At 39.1% G+C, this 18,192-nt stretch carries 13 protein-coding genes, 2 tRNA genes and 1 rRNA gene; 7 read left to right on the forward strand and 9 right to left on the reverse strand.

Annotated features, from left to right (window positions below; translation table 11 throughout):
- Nucleotides 1-42: 42 nt before the first annotated feature.
- The 5 genes from FORMB_RS08340 to FORMB_RS08360 form a co-directional block, all read right to left on the reverse strand.
- Entirely contained in the window at nt 43-456 is a 414-nt protein-coding gene (locus FORMB_RS08340; RefSeq protein WP_069677019.1) for a DUF6691 family protein, read from the reverse strand.
- A gap of 3 nt (nt 457-459) precedes the next feature.
- The gene (locus tag FORMB_RS08345; protein ID WP_069677020.1) at nt 460-1,017 is read right to left on the reverse strand and encodes a YeeE/YedE family protein; all 558 of its coding nucleotides are present in this window, start codon (nt 1,015-1,017) and stop codon (nt 460-462) included.
- Nucleotides 1,018-1,100: 83 nt separating this feature from the next.
- Complete coding sequence (locus FORMB_RS08350) at nt 1,101-2,510, reverse strand: MBL fold metallo-hydrolase (RefSeq protein WP_069677021.1); 1,410 nt, start codon at nt 2,508-2,510, stop codon at nt 1,101-1,103.
- Between the two features lie 88 nt (nt 2,511-2,598).
- Nucleotides 2,599-3,408: a sulfite exporter TauE/SafE family protein gene (locus FORMB_RS08355; RefSeq protein ID WP_069677022.1), complete on the reverse strand. Its 810-nt coding sequence runs from the start codon at nt 3,406-3,408 to the stop codon at nt 2,599-2,601.
- Nucleotides 3,409-3,422: 14 nt separating this feature from the next.
- On the reverse strand, nt 3,423-4,058 hold the full coding sequence (locus FORMB_RS08360) for a Crp/Fnr family transcriptional regulator (RefSeq protein WP_069677023.1): 636 nt from the start codon (nt 4,056-4,058) through the stop codon (nt 3,423-3,425).
- A gap of 249 nt (nt 4,059-4,307) precedes the next feature.
- Here FORMB_RS08360 and FORMB_RS08365 point away from each other — a divergent pair, with 249 nt between their 5' ends.
- Nucleotides 4,308-5,201 carry a hypothetical protein gene (locus FORMB_RS08365; protein WP_069677024.1) on the forward strand — a complete coding sequence of 298 codons (894 nt, stop codon included), beginning with the start codon at nt 4,308-4,310 and terminating at the stop codon, nt 5,199-5,201.
- Between the two features lie 181 nt (nt 5,202-5,382).
- Here FORMB_RS08365 and FORMB_RS08370 read toward each other — a convergent pair whose 3' ends face one another.
- Both FORMB_RS08370 and lysS read right to left on the reverse strand, forming a co-directional pair.
- On the reverse strand, nt 5,383-7,875 hold the full coding sequence (locus FORMB_RS08370; RefSeq protein WP_069677025.1) for a zinc-dependent metalloprotease: 2,493 nt from the start codon (nt 7,873-7,875) through the stop codon (nt 5,383-5,385).
- Between the two features lie 91 nt (nt 7,876-7,966).
- Nucleotides 7,967-9,664, reverse strand: coding sequence for a lysine--tRNA ligase (gene lysS, locus FORMB_RS08375; protein ID WP_069677026.1), 1,698 nt, complete (start codon nt 9,662-9,664; stop codon nt 7,967-7,969).
- A 144-nt stretch (nt 9,665-9,808) separates the two neighbouring features.
- Between lysS and FORMB_RS12860 the strand changes: the two genes are divergently transcribed.
- Nucleotides 9,809-9,967 carry a YqaE/Pmp3 family membrane protein gene (locus tag FORMB_RS12860; protein WP_083243942.1) on the forward strand — a complete coding sequence of 53 codons (159 nt, stop codon included), beginning with the start codon at nt 9,809-9,811 and terminating at the stop codon, nt 9,965-9,967.
- Between the two features lie 19 nt (nt 9,968-9,986).
- Entirely contained in the window at nt 9,987-10,685 is a 699-nt protein-coding gene (gene lipB, locus FORMB_RS08385; protein ID WP_069677028.1) for a lipoyl(octanoyl) transferase LipB, read from the forward strand.
- Here the strand turns inward: lipB and FORMB_RS08390 are convergent.
- Together FORMB_RS08390 and FORMB_RS08395 are read right to left on the reverse strand one after the other, a co-directional pair.
- Complete coding sequence (locus FORMB_RS08390) at nt 10,682-13,006, reverse strand: hypothetical protein (protein ID WP_069677029.1); 2,325 nt, start codon at nt 13,004-13,006, stop codon at nt 10,682-10,684. The genes lipB and FORMB_RS08390 overlap by 4 nt on opposite strands.
- 58 nt (nt 13,007-13,064) lie before the next feature.
- Nucleotides 13,065-13,643, reverse strand: a complete 579-nt coding sequence (locus FORMB_RS08395; protein WP_069677030.1) for a ribonuclease HII — start codon at nt 13,641-13,643, stop codon at nt 13,065-13,067.
- Nucleotides 13,644-13,762: 119 nt separating this feature from the next.
- Here FORMB_RS08395 and FORMB_RS08400 point away from each other — a divergent pair, with 119 nt between their 5' ends.
- The 4 genes from FORMB_RS08400 (at nt 13,763) to FORMB_RS08420 (ending at nt 18,131) form a co-directional block, all read left to right on the forward strand.
- Nucleotides 13,763-15,733, forward strand: a complete 1,971-nt coding sequence (locus FORMB_RS08400; protein ID WP_069677031.1) for a putative porin — start codon at nt 13,763-13,765, stop codon at nt 15,731-15,733.
- A 423-nt stretch (nt 15,734-16,156) separates the two neighbouring features.
- Nucleotides 16,157-17,676, forward strand: a 16S ribosomal RNA gene (locus FORMB_RS08410).
- Nucleotides 17,677-17,768: 92 nt separating this feature from the next.
- Nucleotides 17,769-17,842: transfer RNA gene (locus tag FORMB_RS08415), tRNA-Ile, on the forward strand.
- A 215-nt stretch (nt 17,843-18,057) separates the two neighbouring features.
- Nucleotides 18,058-18,131, forward strand: a tRNA-Ala gene (locus FORMB_RS08420).
- Nucleotides 18,132-18,192 lie beyond the last annotated feature (61 nt).

The raw sequence follows: 18,192 nt of genomic DNA on the forward strand, positions 1-18,192 counted from the left end.
GCAAACATTATTAGTGAAACCGTTTTTTTTGAAACACTACATTTAATGCGGCAGCTTATCCTTTAACAGTCCATATAGGAAGGTTCCTAAAAGTGATGCCACAATAACCACAAGAATGGGCGCATATCCTGCTCCTGCTAAAGTAAACATAGGACCTGGGCACGCACCTGCTAAGGCCCAGCCTAATCCAAATATAATACCCCCAATCAAGTACCGACGGATGCTTTTTTCTTTAGGAAAAAATGTAATGGGTTCGCCGTAAAAAGACTTTATTTTGTAACGTTTGATCACTTGTACCACCAACAGACCCACCGCTAAAGCAGTGCCAATAATGCCATACATATGGAAGGATTCAAATTTAAACATTTCATAAATACGAAACCAAGAGGCCGCTTCTGATTTAAACATAGTAATGCCCAAAAGGATGCCGATAAAAAGATATATAAGTGTTCTCATAGTTTAAAAAATTAAAGGGAAAATTAAATGAATCATGGTGAGTCCTCCAATAAAAAAACCAATCACGGCAATTAATGAAGGGAGTTGAAGGTTACTCAAACCAGAAATTGCATGCCCAGAAGTGCAGCCTCCTGCATATCGAGCACCAAAACCAACGAATAGCCCTCCAATAGATAAAACAAGGAGTGATTTAATATTGGTCAGAGCCGTGAGTCCAAACAGTTCGTTTGGGAGGTAAGCACTTCCAGCACTTTCAAAGCCCATTGCTTTTAGATCTTTGACGGTTTCTGGATGCATCGCAACTGTCAACTCTGAGGACAGAAAGTGGGCGCCTATATAGCCGCCAATTACAGCTCCCAAAATGACAACTAAATTCCACTTTTGCGTTTTCCAATCAAATTTAAAAAAATCAGAAGCGTTACCGGCACCACAAAGGGTGCAGAGTGTTCGAAGGTTGGAAGACATCCCGAAGTTTTTGCCGACCATTAAAAGTAAAAACATTACAAGGGCAATCATAAGGCCAGAAACATACCACGGCCAGGGTTCGTAAATTGAAATCATATTTAATATCTTATTTAAGTGAAGGCTGGAATTCAGCCATTTTTATTTAGTTATGTTTTGAGGGGCATTTTTTCTGTTAGATACTACAGGGTTGTGGGACACACAAAGTCTGAGACTTGAACACCAGCTTTTTTAATCGCTACAAACCCTCCTTTGATATTAATTAAATTATGAATCCCACGACTTTTAAGAATCGAAGCTGCAATCATGCTTCTGTAGCCTCCAGCACAATGGATATAAAAGGGTTGATTTCTCTTGAATTCCGCAAGATGGTCGTTTATAAAATTCAGTGGAGTATTATGAGCTTCTAGGATATGTTCCGATAAAAACTCAGATTCCCTGCGCATATCAAATACGTTGGTTTTTTGATTTTCATAAGTTGTTTTAAACGCCTCAGCTGTGATGGAGCTAACCGTATCGTATTCCATAGATGCATTTTTCCATGCTTCAAAACCACCCTCGAGATATCCAAGTGTTTGGTCAAAACCAACGCGTGATAAACGTGTGATGGCTTCTTCTTCCTGGCCTTTTTCTGTGACTAATAACAGCGGTTGTTTCACATCGGCAATTAGTGCGCCTACCCAAGGAGCAAACTCCCCGTCCAGCCCAATAAAAATGGAACTGGGAATGTGACCTTTTTCATAAGCATCTTGCTGCCGAACATCTAAAACAATGGCTGAGGTTTCATTCGCTGCGGCTTCAAAAGCGCGAGGCGATAAGGCTTGAGTGCCCCTTTTTAGAACCGTATCAAAATCATCATAGCCTTCTATATTTAATTTTACATTTGCTGGGAAATAGTCTGGAGGTGGCAAAAGTCCTTGTGTGACTTCAGAAATAAATTCTTTTTTGGTCATATCAGCACGGAGCGCATAATTCATCTTTTTTTGATTTCCCAAGCTGTCCACAGTTTCTTTCATCATATTTTTACCACAAGCAGAGCCGGCTCCATGTGCGGGATACACCACAACATCATCTGCAAGAATCATAATTTTTTGGCGTAAACTGTCAAAAAGAAAGCCTGCCAAGTCTTCGATGGTTAAATCTCCAATTTTTTGTGCCAAATCGGGCCTTCCAACATCTCCTAAAAAAAGGGTGTCTCCACTAAAAATTGCATGGTCTTTTCCGTTTTCATCTCTTAAAAGATAGGTCGTACTCTCCATCGTATGGCCTGGTGTATGAAGGGCTATAATTGTAAGATTCCCTAATTTAAATTCTTGTCCATCGGTTGCGATGGTAGCTTCAAATTTTGGGTTTGCGTTTGGACCGTAAATGATGGGTGCGTTCGTTTCTTTTGAAAGCGTCACATGACCGCTTACAAAATCGGCATGGAAGTGTGTTTCAAATATATATTTTATTGTTGCATTGTCTTGTTTCGCTCGGTTGAGGTAAGGTTTCACTTCTCTTAAAGGGTCAATGATTGCAACTTCTCCGTTGCTTTCAATATAATAAGCGCCTTGAGAAAGGCAGCCTGTATAAATTTGTTCTATTTTCATGGTGGCATCTTTTGTTTGATGCTGTAAATTTATGAAGGGAGAACAAGCCGTACAGTAACCTATGTTACATTGAAGACTGTTTTTTAGATCAGTTCAAAAGGAACTCCATATAAAAGATAAATAAGGCCATTATAAAAATGAAATACCCAAATGCTTTTTTGAGTTTTCCTCCATCTATAAAATTACTCAAATAGCTGCCAATATAAATTCCTACAATAGCAATCCCTGTAAAAGTGAATAGAAATTCCCAATCGATTTCCATCTTTGTCGCGTCGCCAATAAAGAAGCCTAGAAGGGACTTAAAAGCAATGATAACTAAAGAGGTTCCAATGGCGACTTTCATTTCTATATTTGCTAAAATTACCAATGCGGGTATGATTAAAAAACCACCGCCGGCTCCAATGAGACCTGTAATTCCTCCAACGAGTAATCCCTCTATTAAAATTAAGGGGTAATTGTAGGAGACTGTTTCTTTCTTTTCTAATGTGGTTACTTTTTGTTGTTTCAACATAGAAAATGCAGCGGGAAACATGAGGATTGCAAAGAGTCCAAACATGCCCATTCGACGGGTGAAAATAAACGTACCAATATGAAACAATTCATCCGGAAGAATTGGCACTAAAAAATGCCGCACCAGACTCACGCCTACAATAGCAGGCAAACCAAAAATGATGGCCGTTTTCCAATCGACATACCCTTTAAAATGTTGTTTCAGTCCACCGATTAAAGCACTCATTCCAACTATAAACAAGGAATAGGAGGTTGCTATGCGTTCATCAAACGAAAATAAATATGCCAAAACAGGGACGGCCAATATAGAGCCCCCACCACCAATCAGCCCTAGTGAAATTCCGATAATCAACGCGCAAATGAATCCAAAAAGTTCTAAGAGTTCCATAATAAAGGTTGTTTTTAATTTAAATCAATGATTTGAATGTGGTTTCGTTTCAACTCAATTTTTCCTAAATTCTCTAATTTTTTTAGAAGTCTTGAAATCACCACCCTTGAGCTGTGAAGTTCGTAAGCAATTTCTTGGTGTGTGTTATATATGGAAGTGTTGTTAGTGATGCGGGCTTTTTCTTTTAAAAAATTCAATACCCGTTCGTCCATTTTTGTGAATGCAATGGCGTCCACTGTTTGTAGCAATTCGTTGAGGCGTTTATGGTAGCTTTCAAACACAAAGTTTCTCCAAGACTTGTATTTTGCAGCCCATTCTTCCATCTTTATAACGGGAACCATGATGAGTTTTGTGTCCATTTCAGCAATCGCTCTGATTTCACTTTTGGCTTGTCCCAGACAACAACTCATGGTCATGGAACAGGTATCTCCTTTTTCCAGATAATAGAGCAGTAACTCGTCACCGTCAGAATCGTCTCTTAAGACTTTAATAGCACCGGATAGTAATAAAGGCATCCCTTTGATGTAGTCTCCGATTTCTATCATCTTATAGCCAGCCGGAACGTCCTTAAAAGTGCCTACTTGTGAAATTTCTTCAAGTAATGCCTCTTCAAATTGATGTCCGTAACTTGCTTTTAACTCTTGAATCATGTTTTTTAACTTTTGTATATAATAACTAAATCAGTGCTTTTTATTTTTTACAAAACTAGAACTTAAAAACCTTCTTTGTTGTAACATAGGTTACATTTAGGACTTCTTAAATCGTCTGGTCCAATTGTTTTAAAACTAACCCATTTTTATGAAAACCACAATATAATGAAGCAGATTCTACGAAAGCTCATTTGTTTTTCGTAAATTTAGTATCCTTTCTACACTTAACCAATTTTAAATCAACTAGTCATGATCTCAAAATTAAATGCACTTTTTTACAATTCAGTGCTGTCTGAAACTGTAAAAAATAAGGTAGAACAGTTTATTCTTATTATTGCTATCCTCAGTTTTTTAGCACACCTTATCACTATTTATTTGGTGCAAAACCAGCTGATTGTGATTCCTGAAGGGCTCAATTTTTTTGATTCTCCAATCGCAGCGATTTACACCCCCTTTTCTTTTATCCTGATCTATGAAGTTTATCTGTTAATTTTCTATTTGCCGCGGTCGATCACCACCTATATTGGCAAGCAATATGAGATTATTACACTGATTGTCATCCGACGTATTTTCAAAGATTTGGCCAATTTAGAGCTCAATTCAGATTGGTTTGACATCAAAAACGATCTTAATTTCACCTATGATATTATCACCGCATTATTGCTGTTTTTTATGATCTATTTGTTCTCATTAGAACGTCAAAAATTACACATATCAAATAAAGTAAATACGCTAGAACCTGCTCAAATTGAACAATTTATAGCCATCAAAAAGTTTATGGCAACAATTTTAGTGCCCATTTTTATTGGGATTGGACTGGTCACCTTTGGAAGTTGGGTTTTTCAAAATACACCCGAAAATTTGTCCCTCGCCTTAAAAGATGTCAACAGTATTTTCTTTGATGAATTTTTCGCGATTCTAATAATTGTCGATGTATTCCTGTTGCTCTTTTCATTTTTCTATACCGATCAATTTCATAAAGTCATAAGAAACTCAGGGTTTATCATTTCAACCATTCTTATTCGTTTGTCCTTCTCTGTAGATGGACTACTGAATAATTGTTTGATTATTGGATCGATCGGGTTTGGACTCCTGATTTTATGGATACACAACCGCTTTGAAAAAAACATTAAACCTGTATAACTAAAAAAGCCGTTCAAAAAGTCTTTTTCTTGTCAAGCTGAACCTGCCTACCGTCAGGCAAGTTTACCTACCGAAAGTAGGCTTGTTTCAGCTTCTCATAGTTATTGATTTTCAATTCTTCGAGATTCTGAAATAAATTCAGAATGACATGTTTATTTGTTTTTTAGACAGCCTCTTTTTCTTATTTCGGGTCTAAAATTAAATTGATCCGTTCCACAGCATCCCTCAAGTGAATTTTATTCATGCCATTCGAAGTTTTTGAAATGCTCGAGCTGATCAGGTTTCTCAAGGTTTTCAATTCTGCTCTTACTATCGCACGAATATCAGATTGACTGGTATTGACAGCCGTCGATTTCACATAATCACTGCCCCGTCGTTTGCTCTGATTTTCGACAGTCATCAAATATGCCAATCGATCCATATGAGCCCGTTGTAAATTCCGTCGGTACGTGTCTATTTTTCGTCCTGAGTACAACTCACTCCAAATGCCTGTTCTCAAATCCCGCGTCATACTTCGGAGGGTATATGCATCAGAACCATTCATGGTTTCATTTTCAATCATGCGCGCCATCTTCCCTAAACTCAAAATTGTTTTTAAGGTTCGTTCTTGCAGTCTTCGGATGCGCTCAATGGAACCGGAATATTCAATACGTTCAAAAATGGTTGGGTCAATCAACCATTCCGGAGTTTGGAATAATTGTGCGTTGATAAATTTCAACGCATTTTTTTGATGTTCCTTATCTACATAAGTATAGACTGCGCCTGCTTGATCGGCAGTTTTGTACTGCTCATAAACACCCCCTATATTGTTGGCAACATGGCCCATATAACGACTAAATTGAGAGAGCAATTGCCCGTACATATCATTTAAATCAGAGTAATCTTCTCCTGTTTCCGTCGTCCACTCGATGAGGTTTGGAACAATACGTTTTAAATTTTTAATCCCATAGGTACTTGCTAAAATAGCGTCATCTCCAAGGTCTTCTGTTTGTGAACTTGGATCTACGACATCCCCCACTTGTTGATGACCAAAACGGTACATCGGATCGCCAGCATGTTCCAAAATCCAACTGTTAAGCGTCTCTTTTTCGGCTTCGGCAGTCGTATCTAAAATGGGTTTATACCCCCAAGCAATGGCATACTTGTCATACACTCCAACATCTGGCATCAAGGCCACGCCTGTATCTTCGGGTTGCGCGATGTAATTGAAACGGGCATAATCCATAATGGAAGGTGCCGTTCCATATTTTTGAGTAAAAGCAGCGTTGCGTAAATCTTCGACTTTATAGGCACAACTACTTCCCATATTGTGAGGCAGTCCCAAGGTATGACCAACTTCGTGAGCCGATACAAATCGGATCAAACGTCCCATCACTTCATCTTTAAATTCTGGCATTCGTGCTTCCGGATTGATAGCCGATGTTTGCACAAAAAACCAACGTCTTAATAAGGTCATCACATTGTGATACCAATTGATATCACTTTCTAAAATCTCACCTGTTCGTGGGTCACTTACATGAGGGCCATTGGCATTCGGAATTGGAGAGGCGAGGTAGCGCACCACCGAATAACGAACATCTTCTGGGCTCCATTCAGGATCTTCTTCTGGGGTTGGTGGATCGGCTGCAATGATGGCGTTTTTAAAACCAGCCGCTTCAAAAGCAACTTGCCAATCCTCAATCCCTTGTTTGATGTATATACGCCATTTTTCAGGCGTCGCACGGTCCACATAATATACAATCTTTTTTTTAGGTTCTACAAGCTCACCTGCTTTGAATTTCTCTAAGTCTTCCTCTTTAACTTCCAGTCTCCAACGGTCCAAAAAGGTCACCTCTTTACTGCGGTGATCGTCCAAGCCATAATCCACTTGACCCCTTGCAAACCAACCCACACGCTTGTCAAAATAGCGACGTTTCATCAACTTTTCAGGCAATAAAATCATAGAATTATTAATCTCTATAGAAATGGTTCCTGTACTAGAATTTGAAGGAGCATTGGTCGCCGCATAGGTTTTAACGTGGCGCGCTTCAATATTTTTAGGGTAACTTTTTACACTTTCTATAAAGGATTTCTCACTTTCTAAACGGGTCGCTTTATAGCGTTTTCTGGAACGGGAAGACAGTCCGAGTGCTTTGACATCTTTATTAAATAAATCAGTCACATCAATCACCGTCGCAGTAGAGTCAACACTAAATGCTTTTATAGGAAAGGTATATAAAACAGGTTCAAAATTTGAATTGACGACCGCCTCATGAACGGGGAGGGAATCGGCTGCAAAAACTTCATAAGAAACAACTCTTAAAATTACTTTTTTGTCTTTCTTTTGCCATCTTAAAACTTGTGTGTTTTGTTTTCCACCACCAAATCCAACGCCTGAAGCTGTTTTGGAGATACGCGTTACCATCAACATTTCTTTGTCAAAAAGTGTGTCAGGGATTTCATAAAAAAAGCTATCGTCTATTTTATGAACCGTAAACAATCCTTCATCTGATTGTGCGTCTTTAGTGATCACCTTTGCATAAGGCTTGATAGCGTCTTTTTTAGGTTTTGGATCTGGTTTTTTAGCTGCTTTGGCAGCTTCTGCCTTTCTTTTAGACGTTGATTTGATGCTGATACACGACTCAATAGAGACGAATGCAAGTAGCAAAAGGGTGAATAAAATTAACTTTTTCATTTAATTATTCTTTTAGTTTGTGAATTAAAAAGTGAATATAATAATTCTTTAACCAAAACAACAAGCCTACCCTTGTAAAGTCAAAATTAATTTAGCCTAAAAACTCAACAACTAGCACATCATCAGTCTTATAGACTTTTGCGAGTTCTTTTGATGTCAGTCCTTTGATGCCTTTATCCCAACCTTTATTACTCAGTCCAGACTGTGTTTTTAAGTCTGCTAATTGAATACCAGAATTGGATTTTAAGACCTCAAAAACCGCTTTTTCGTTATCACTTAAAACCAATGCTTGTTTCTCTGGTTTCATTTGTGGAAAAAATAACACTTCTTGAATCGATGCATTATTGGTTAGAAACATAATCAAACGGTCCATCCCGATGCCCATCCCTGAAGTTGGCGGCATGCCGTATTCGAGCGCTCTTAAAAAGTCTTCATCAATAAACTCCGTTGCTTCATCATCTCCTTTTTGCGCCAATTTTAGTTGGTGCTCAAAACGTTCGCGTTGGTCAATAGGATCGTTTAATTCTGAGTATGCATTCGCAATTTCTTTCCCACAAACCATTAATTCAAAACGTTCTGTAAGCTCAGGGTTTTCGCGATGTTCTTTACACAAAGGACTCATCTCTTTTGGATAGTCTGTGATGTACGTCGGTTGTATGTAATTCCCTTCACATTTTTCTCCAAAAATCTCATCAATCAATTTGCCTTTCCCCATGGTGTTGTCCACTTCAACGCCTAAATCTTTAGCCGCTGCGCGAATCTCATCTTCTGTTTTTCCAGCGATATCAAAACCAGTAAATTCCTTTATAGAATCCGCCATGGTGATTCTAGCATAAGGCGCTTTAAAATCGATTTCATGCTCGCCAAAAGTCGTTTTTGTGGTGCCATTCACGGCGATGGAACAATGTTCTAGCAATTGCTCACAAAATTCCATCATCCAATTGTAATCTTTGTAAGCCACATAAATTTCCATCGCTGTAAACTCTGGATTGTGAGTACGGTCCATCCCTTCATTTCTGAAGTTTTTAGAAAACTCATAGACCCCATCAAATCCACCGACAATCAATCGTTTTAAATACAATTCATTGGCAATTCGCATGTACAATGGAATGTCCAAACTGTTGTGATGTGTCATAAACGGACGTGCCGCAGCACCTCCAGCAATCGGTTGTAAAATGGGCGTTTCTACCTCAAAATAACCAGCCTCGTTAAAGAAACTACGCATGGCATTGAAAAGTTTAGTTCGTTTTACAAAAACTTCTTTGACATGAGGGTTGACCACCAAATCGGCATACCGCTGACGGTAGCGCATTTCGGGATCATTAAACTCATCGTATGTATTGCCTTCCGCATCTGTTTTTGGAAGCGGTAAGGGTTTCAATGCTTTGGATAACAGTTTGAAGTGTTTTACCAACACTGTTTTTTCGCCTACTTGTGTGGTAAAAAGTTCACCTTCAATCCCAATAAAATCACCCAAATCGAGCAATTTTTTAAAGACATCGTTATAGAGACTTTTATCTTCATCAGGACAAACTTCATCTCTGTTGATGTAAATCTGGATACGGCCTTCACTGTCTTGAAGTTCCGCAAATGCCGCTTTTCCTTGTATCTTTTTTCGCATCAAACGTCCGGCCAAAACCACTTTAGTACCTTCTGAAAAATCAGATTTGACCTTAGCACTGCTGTGGGTTACGGGGAATAAATCAGCGGGATAAGGATTGATTCCTAACGCACGTAATTTTGATAGTTTTTCTCGACGGACAATTTCTTGTTCTGAAAGCTGCGACATAATACTCTGATAAAATTTAAGACACAAAGATAACGACTATTGCTTAGGATTTCAATTAAAGCGGTATAAATCCTCCATTGCTTTTGTAACGTTCTATTAAAAGATACGTCTTATAGGTATAACTTAATTTAACCCTCTTTTTTTATGAGTATTTGGCGCGTTATAGTCTCTATTTTATTCCCACCCTTAGCCGTGTTTGACAAAGGCTGTGGTTCCATAGTCATCGTATTTTTATTAACCCTTTGTGGGTGGGTACCTGGCGTGATTGCAGCACTGGTAATTTTAAACAATCCTAAGTCATAAATCTGTATATTTGCCGCCTATGAATAAAGGCGTCAACATACAGGATCTGGGACTCAAAGATTACAAGGAAGCTTGGGATTATCAAGAGACCTTATTTAAGGAGACCATTGATATTAAAATTAAAAACCGTCGCGAATCTGCGGGTTTAAGCACTCCAAACCATTTGTTGTTTGTCAGTCATCCGCATGTCTATACTTTGGGTAAAAGTGGTGACATGTCCAATCTTTTGTTGTCCGAAGCTCAGTTAGAATCCAAAGGGGCTACTTTTTATAAAATCAACCGTGGCGGCGATATTACTTATCATGGCCCCGGTCAAGTGGTGGGCTATCCGATTTTAGATCTAGAAAACTTTTTCACAGACATTCATAAATTTCTCCGTTTTTTAGAAGACACCATTATTTTAACCTTAGAAGAGTACGGCCTCAAAGCCGAACGAAGCCCCGGCGAAACAGGGGTGTGGTTAGATGTTGGAACCCCTTTTGCACGAAAAATATGCGCGATGGGTGTGCGTGCAAGCCGTTGGGTGACCATGCACGGGTTTGCTTTAAATGTTAATGCCGATTTAGGTTATTTTGATAACATCATTCCTTGTGGAATTCGCGGAAAAGCTGTCACGTCTTTGCATGTCGAACTCGGACAAACCAAGGTCGATGAGGCGGAGGTAAAAGTCAAACTTTTAAAACATTTTCTAAAACTTTTTGAGGCGACGGAAGTCTAGTACAGCTGATACATTATTAAGCTGTTAGAATCTCCTTTGGTTACAAACTCAAGGGGTCTGTCTGCATCTGCATTTGCTAAATCAATAGCACTCGTTCCAAACACAGGAACGCTTGCAAGCGGTTTGGCCTGACTGTCAAACAACCAAATTTTTTGAGCTTGTATATCTGTAATCGAAATATAAATTTTATCCCTTAAATAAAACAAACTAGGAGGGGAGTAGCTTCCGTATTCCAAATCTACAGTATAGGATTTTATAGTCAATGTATTCTCGCTTCGAGTCACCAATGTTTTCGAAGAACTTGTCATGTCGTGCTTTGAGTCAAGCCCCAATGATAGACGGCTAACGGTTCCTTTGGAGTTCACCTGAATTAAATTACCCTTCGTATTAGTGGTGGTAAACAGAGAATTGTACAAGTAAATAGCTTCTCCGGAAAAATCAATCGACTCTTTTACCTTCACGCGAATCGCTCCACGTCGATCCAATAGTTTGAGTTGATTCCCCGAGCTGAATACAATATAGTCTTTCCCCCGAATTCGAAAATGTTTGGGTTGGCTGCCGATGGACTGTGCAGCTTTATATTTAAATCCTTTCACAGCTTTCCCTTTAGAATCATACATCAAAAGATTTTTGTTTTGTGTGATCAAAAAACGATAGTTTCGTTGTTTGTCATAATCAAATACTGCTAATGGTTGCGTAATCTCATCCTTGAACATCAACGGAAATTGGTCAACATTTTTCCCATTCCGATCGATAATATACAGTCTGTTTAGGGTTGCAAATGCCAGTTGCAAGCGGCCGTTTCTATACAAATCCACCTGCTCCACCTTTCCTAAAATAGCCCCTTTCAGTTTCTTTTTCCAGAAAATGACCCCTTTATTTGAAATGAGATATAAATTATGGTCAATATCCTGAACCAGAATATCTTTCTTTTTGGTTCTGTGATTGGTGACAAATACAGGATCCATCAAAATGTCGTTTGAAAGCGTCAAACTAAATGCTTCGCTAATTTGTGTTTTTGATTGTTTCGATTTTGATTTTTGGAGGATGCTATTCACATGAACGATATGATCGTCTTTGACCAATTGTAAGGCAGAAAGTTTATAGGCGCTTAAATCTTTTTCCTTAATTGTTGTATCGAAGAGTTCGTTTAAAACAGTTCCCAACGCTTTAGTGTCAAAATAAGTTTGAAAGGAGGCTTCGTCGCTCAATGCGTTTTGAATTGTTTCATAAGCATAATTGGTTTCAAGCGTATTTTTGTTCAGATAATTTGAAATCACAAATTGCAACACCTTTTCAGAGCCTGAAAACACCAAATAATCATCGAGAATGATAAATTTAGTGGGGTTGATTGTGGTTAGTAACGGCCCAAAAGCATCTGTGAACAAAGTAGGTTCTGTAAACTCAAACAGCGGTACCGAGCGAAAACTACTCAGCTCATTTTGGAAGCTGCTCAAGGCTTCATAGGTTGCATTTATATCGATAGATTTTAGAGCAATTCCAGTTCCCTCAGAAGTTTCAAAGCTGCCAATTTCTTTAGTGGTACTAAAAAATGCTTTTGCCAGAGTTGATGCTTTTGACACAAAACCTGCGGAATCAATATTTCGTGTGAGTTGCTCAAAATCGGTATAATTGAAGGAATTAATCCGTGTGCTTTCGGCAGGGATAATCGTTTGCAAACTCTGGGGTTGAGGTTCCAAAGTTTCAAAAAGAGTAAACCATTTATTTTGAGATTTTTGATCTAAGATCGTACCATTCATCGCAATACTTTCAGGAGTAATGTTAAATCCAAAATACACAGATTGAGAATTTAATAACGGAATTGATTTTAGTTCGGGAAACGTTTTACAATACACCGAAAATGTATTTGACGTTTGTTGTAGTTTGGATAATTTGGAATACTCAGAAGTCGATTGCATTTTCACAGATTCAAGAATCACAGCAGAAGTTGAAGCCACCAAAATACTGTCTAAGGTGATGTAAGGAATTAAAAGAGTATCAGTTGAATTCAAATTTCTTTGATGCGTAATAAAGGTAAACACTTGTGACTTGGCCTCTTTATTTACACATACCAAAAGTGGACTCAAACTTTTGAGGCTGTCCAATGGGATGAGTGCTTTTTTCAAGAGTTTAAAAACGCCAGTTTTAGAAATCAAAGCATTGTTGTTAATGGCGCTTTGAAAACCTTCAAGAGAATTTATAGAGAGCACAACAGAAGCATTTTTTGGAACCAAGTCCTCGATGGAACGCGTTGATTTCTGAGTGTAATTACAACTAAAAATCGTTAAAATAATCACTAAAAAATATAAAAACTTATGCATTGGCTGTTATCCTTTATTCGACTCCAAACAAAGATAAGACTTATAATTCAAAAGGAAGTTATTCTGGTAAAAGTCTAAAAGAAAGCCGGTGGTATTTGGTCGTCCCATATTTACGAATCGCTGCGCGGTGTTCTTTCGTCGGATAGCCCTTGTTTTGTTTCCAATTGTACATCGGAAATTCCTCATGAATTTTTTCCATATACGCATCTCTGTAGGTTTTTGCCAATACTGAAGCCGCAGCAATATTTTGATACTTGCCATCCCCTTTAATCACCGTCTGGTGGGGTACTTTTTTGAATGCCTTGAACCGATTGCCATCCACACTGATAAACTCCACTTTTTCTAATTTTGCAATCGCATGATGCATCGCCAAAATAGAGGCGTTTAGGATGTTTATCTTGTCAATTTTTTTAGGGTATATGTGTGCAACCCCATAAGAAACGGCTTGGGTTTCAATGATGGGCTTTAGAAAATTTCGTTTTGTATGCGAAAGTTGTTTGGAATCGTTCAGAATTTCATTCGAAAAATCCAAGGGTAAAACAACAGCCGCCGCCGTTACAGGGCCCGCCAAACACCCCCGACCTGCTTCGTCTGTACCGCACTCAAATTCTAAATTTGAAACATTTAAGTCCAACATAAATCGCCTCTTAAAGTTAAATTGATTGTAAAAATCAGTCTTTATGCTGTAAAAAAACAAAATAGATTAGATATTTGCTATTTTTGTGCCAACAATAATTTGCTGTTAGAACCTTATATATGTATAAATTAGTCTTAATTCTTTTCTGTTTGCTCCTTGGAACTACTGCGTTCTCTCAAGAAAAATTCATTCCGAAGAAGTCAAAAGGGTTGCCTAAAAACTTTGAACCCAATCGACAGGGACGAGATTCTATATCCGACCGACCGTCTAAAAAGGTGGTCAAAAATGAAAAAGCGAACATTAAGGATTATTTGATTATTTCCCGTAAAAACGACACCATCCAGTTGGACACAACCTTGTCTATATATAAGGAGTATAAATTTAATTACCTCCGAAAGGATGATTTTGAGCTTTTGCCGTTCAGTAATATGGGGCAAACCTATAACACCTTATCAGAAAACTTCAAATCAAATGAGCTTCAGCCATCATTTGGTGCACACGCCAAACACTTCAACTATATGGAAGTGGATGATATTAATTACTACCACGTGCCCACGCCACTTACAGAGTTACTATATAAGAGTGGTTTTGAACAAGGTCATTTGTTAGATGCCTTATTTACCGTTAACACCTCTAAACAATTTAATTTTTCAATTGCTTACAAAGGCATGCGATCTTTAGGTAAGTACGAGCATATTTTATCTAGCACAGGTAACTTTAGGTTTACAACAAATTATAAAACCAAAAACAACCGATACGTTGTGCGCACGCACATTGTCATGCAAGATATTTTGAACGAAGAAAATGGGGGACTTTCAGACGAGGACCTCCTAAATTTTGAATCTGGCGTAAAAGAATTCTTAGACCGCCCCATATTTGACCCTGTATTTCAAGATGCTCAAAGTAGTTTGGAAGGCAAACGATTTTACTTGGACCACTCCTATATACTAAAGGAGCGAGATTCTCTAAATTCTAACAAAATATCCGTAGGGAATATCCTTTCCTTAGAAGATAAATATTACCACTTCACACAAGCGACGAGCAACAGCTATTTTGGAGATGCCTTTATTTCGTCCAAAGTTTCAGATAAAGTCACTCTTGAAACCTTTTATGCAGAATTTAACGCCCGCTATTCCAATAAGACTTTAGGGGCTTTTAAAGTGAATGCAGGCTATACGAACTATAATTATGGATATAACTCTGTTGTGATCCTAAACAATCAAAGAATCACCAACCGACTTTTGGGTTCTGTCGTTTCATTTGGGGGAACCTACGAAAAAACCATCGGGGCCTTTGCTTTAAAAGGTGATGTGGGTTTAAACCTTACGGGAGATTTAAAAGGAAATTCCCTAAATGTAGAAGCAGCTTACGCCTTTAATGAGGACATGGATATGCGTGCGAGCATCAATTCAAACTCTAAAGCCCCTGATTTTAACTTTCAGCTGTTTCAAAGTGACTATCTAAACTACAACTGGCAAAACAATTTTAAGAATCAAAATACAAAACAATTAGCGTTCACTCTTCACTCAAAAAAATTCGGAACCCTCCAATTAGATTACAATACGCTAGATAATTACTTGTATTTCACTAAAGACGCAGCCATAAACGGCGGCGTCAAGCCCTTTCAGTTTGATAAAACCGTAAACTATATAAGAGCGAAGTTGTCAAATGAAATAAGCTTTCGGAACTTTTCTTTAAACAATACCGTCCTATATCAAAGTGTCATGGAGGGTGAAGAGGTGTATAATGTCCCTCAAATAGTCACGCGACACTCCTTATACTATACAAACGAGTTCTTCAAAAAGGCTTTATTCCTACAAACAGGAGTCACGTTTAGTTATTTTTCTAGCTATTATATGAACCGATACGATCCATTACTTGCAGAATTCTATGTACAAAACACCACAGAAGTGGGCGATTTCCCACGGATTGACTTTTTTATCAATGCCAAAATCCGCCAAACACGCCTCTTTTTAAAGGCCGAACACCTCAATTCGTCCTTTACAGGCTATAATTTCTACTCCGCTCCTAACTATCCTTACCGAGATTTCGTAGTACGCTTCGGAATTGTGTGGAATTTCTTTCTATAACCCCCTTGCTCTAACCACTTGTAATTCAGCAGATAGAAACGGGTAAAAAAAATAAACAAAAAAACACAAAAAATAAATCTTGTTTAGGGTAAAAAAGGTTGTATGTTTGCAGCCGCTAAAAAACGGTAGTAGATTATTAAAAGTTCTTTGATTAATTGTGGTGTTATAAGGTTTGAAAAAAAAGATAATTTTATTTTCAAAAAGCATTGCGATAACCAAAAAAGGTTTTATATTTGCAGCCGCTTAGGTTCTTAGGGATCTGCGAAAAAGATAAAAAGTTCATTAAACATATTGATTGACAGCGTAAAGAATTAATTGGAAACGATTAATTTAATACAGAGAATAAACCATTTTGAGTACAACACATTAAATTTCCTTTAGTTGTTAAGAGTACAGGTTTCTTAAGAGAAACTTTAAAAATTAACGATGAAGAGTTTGATCCTGGCTCAGGATGAACGCTAGCGGCAGGCTTAACACATGCAAGTCGAGGGGTAACAGAGTAGCTTGCTACTGCTGACGACCGGCGCACGGGTGCGTAACGCGTATACAATCTACCTTATACTGGGGTATAGCCTTTAGAAATGAAGATTAACCCCCCATAGTCTCTAAGAGTGGCATCACATTTAGAGTAAAGGTTACGGTATAAGATGAGTATGCGTTCTATTAGTTTGTTGGTGAGGTAACGGCTTACCAAGACTACGATAGATAGGGGCCCTGAGAGGGGGATCCCCCACACTGGTACTGAGACACGGACCAGACTCCTACGGGAGGCAGCAGTGAGGAATATTGGACAATGGAGGCAACTCTGATCCAGCCATGCCGCGTGTAGGATGACTGCCCTATGGGTTGTAAACTACTTTTATACAGGAAGAAACACCTCTACGTGTAGAGGCTTGACGGTACTGTAAGAATAAGGATCGGCTAACTCCGTGCCAGCAGCCGCGGTAATACGGAGGATCCAAGCGTTATCCGGAATCATTGGGTTTAAAGGGTCCGTAGGTGGATAATTAAGTCAGAGGTGAAATCTTGCAGCTCAACTGTAAAATTGCCTTTGAAACTGGTTATCTTGAGTTATTATGAAGTAGTTAGAATATGTAGTGTAGCGGTGAAATGCATAGATATTACATAGAATACCAATTGCGAAGGCAGATTACTAATAATCAACTGACACTGATGGACGAAAGCGTGGGTAGCGAACAGGATTAGATACCCTGGTAGTCCACGCCGTAAACGATGGTTACTAGCTGTTTGGACTTCGGTCTGAGTGGCTAAGCGAAAGTGATAAGTAACCCACCTGGGGAGTACGTTCGCAAGAATGAAACTCAAAGGAATTGACGGGGGCCCGCACAAGCGGTGGAGCATGTGGTTTAATTCGATGATACGCGAGGAACCTTACCAGGGCTTAAATGTAAGTTGCATTAGTTAGAGATAGCTATTTCTTCGGACCACTTACAAGGTGCTGCATGGTTGTCGTCAGCTCGTGCCGTGAGGTGTCAGGTTAAGTCCTATAACGAGCGCAACCCCTGTTGTTAGTTGCCAGCGAGTCATGTCGGGAACTCTAACAAGACTGCCAGTGCAAACTGTGAGGAAGGTGGGGATGACGTCAAATCATCACGGCCCTTACGTCCTGGGCTACACACGTGCTACAATGGTAGGGACAGAGAGCAGCCACTGGGCGACCAGGAGCGAATCTATAAACCCTATCACAGTTCGGATCGGAGTCTGCAACTCGACTCCGTGAAGCTGGAATCGCTAGTAATCGGATATCAGCCATGATCCGGTGAATACGTTCCCGGGCCTTGTACACACCGCCCGTCAAGCCATGGAAGTTGGAAGTGCCTGAAGTCCGTCACCGCAAGGAGCGGCCTAGGGTAAAGTCGATAACTAGGGCTAAGTCGTAACAAGGTAGCCGTACCGGAAGGTGCGGCTGGAACACCTCCTTTCTAGAGAAAGACGACTAAAGGTAAATTGTGAAGGAAAGAAATTGTTTGTTCTCATAGCTGTTAATTAAAAAAGATACCAATAAAAAAAGTAGAGTCTCATAGCTCAGCTGGTTAGAGCGCTACACTGATAATGTAGAGGTCGGCAGTTCGAGTCTGCCTGAGACTACTAGTTTTCACCAAGGGCAGAGAGATTTGCCTGGCTTGCCACGACGCAGGCGTGGAGACTACTAGTTTTCACCAAGGGCAGAGAGATTTGCCTGGCTTGCCACGACGCAGGCGTGGAGACTACTAATTTTTTTATATAATGGAAAATCTAGAAGTTGGGTTAGTTGCGAGTTTTTACTCAAAACTCATAACTAATAACTCATAACTTAAAGAAATGGGGGATTAGCTCAGCTGGCTAGAGCGCCTGCCTTGCACGCAGGAGGTCATCGGTTCGACTCCGATATTCTCCACAACGGTTATTGTTACTGATATTATTTATCAGTGGTGATACGCCACACGATCATTGACATA

The organism is Formosa sp. Hel1_33_131 (genome assembly GCF_001735745.1).
In the GTDB taxonomy this organism is placed as follows: Bacteria; Bacteroidota; Bacteroidia; order Flavobacteriales; family Flavobacteriaceae; genus Hel1-33-131.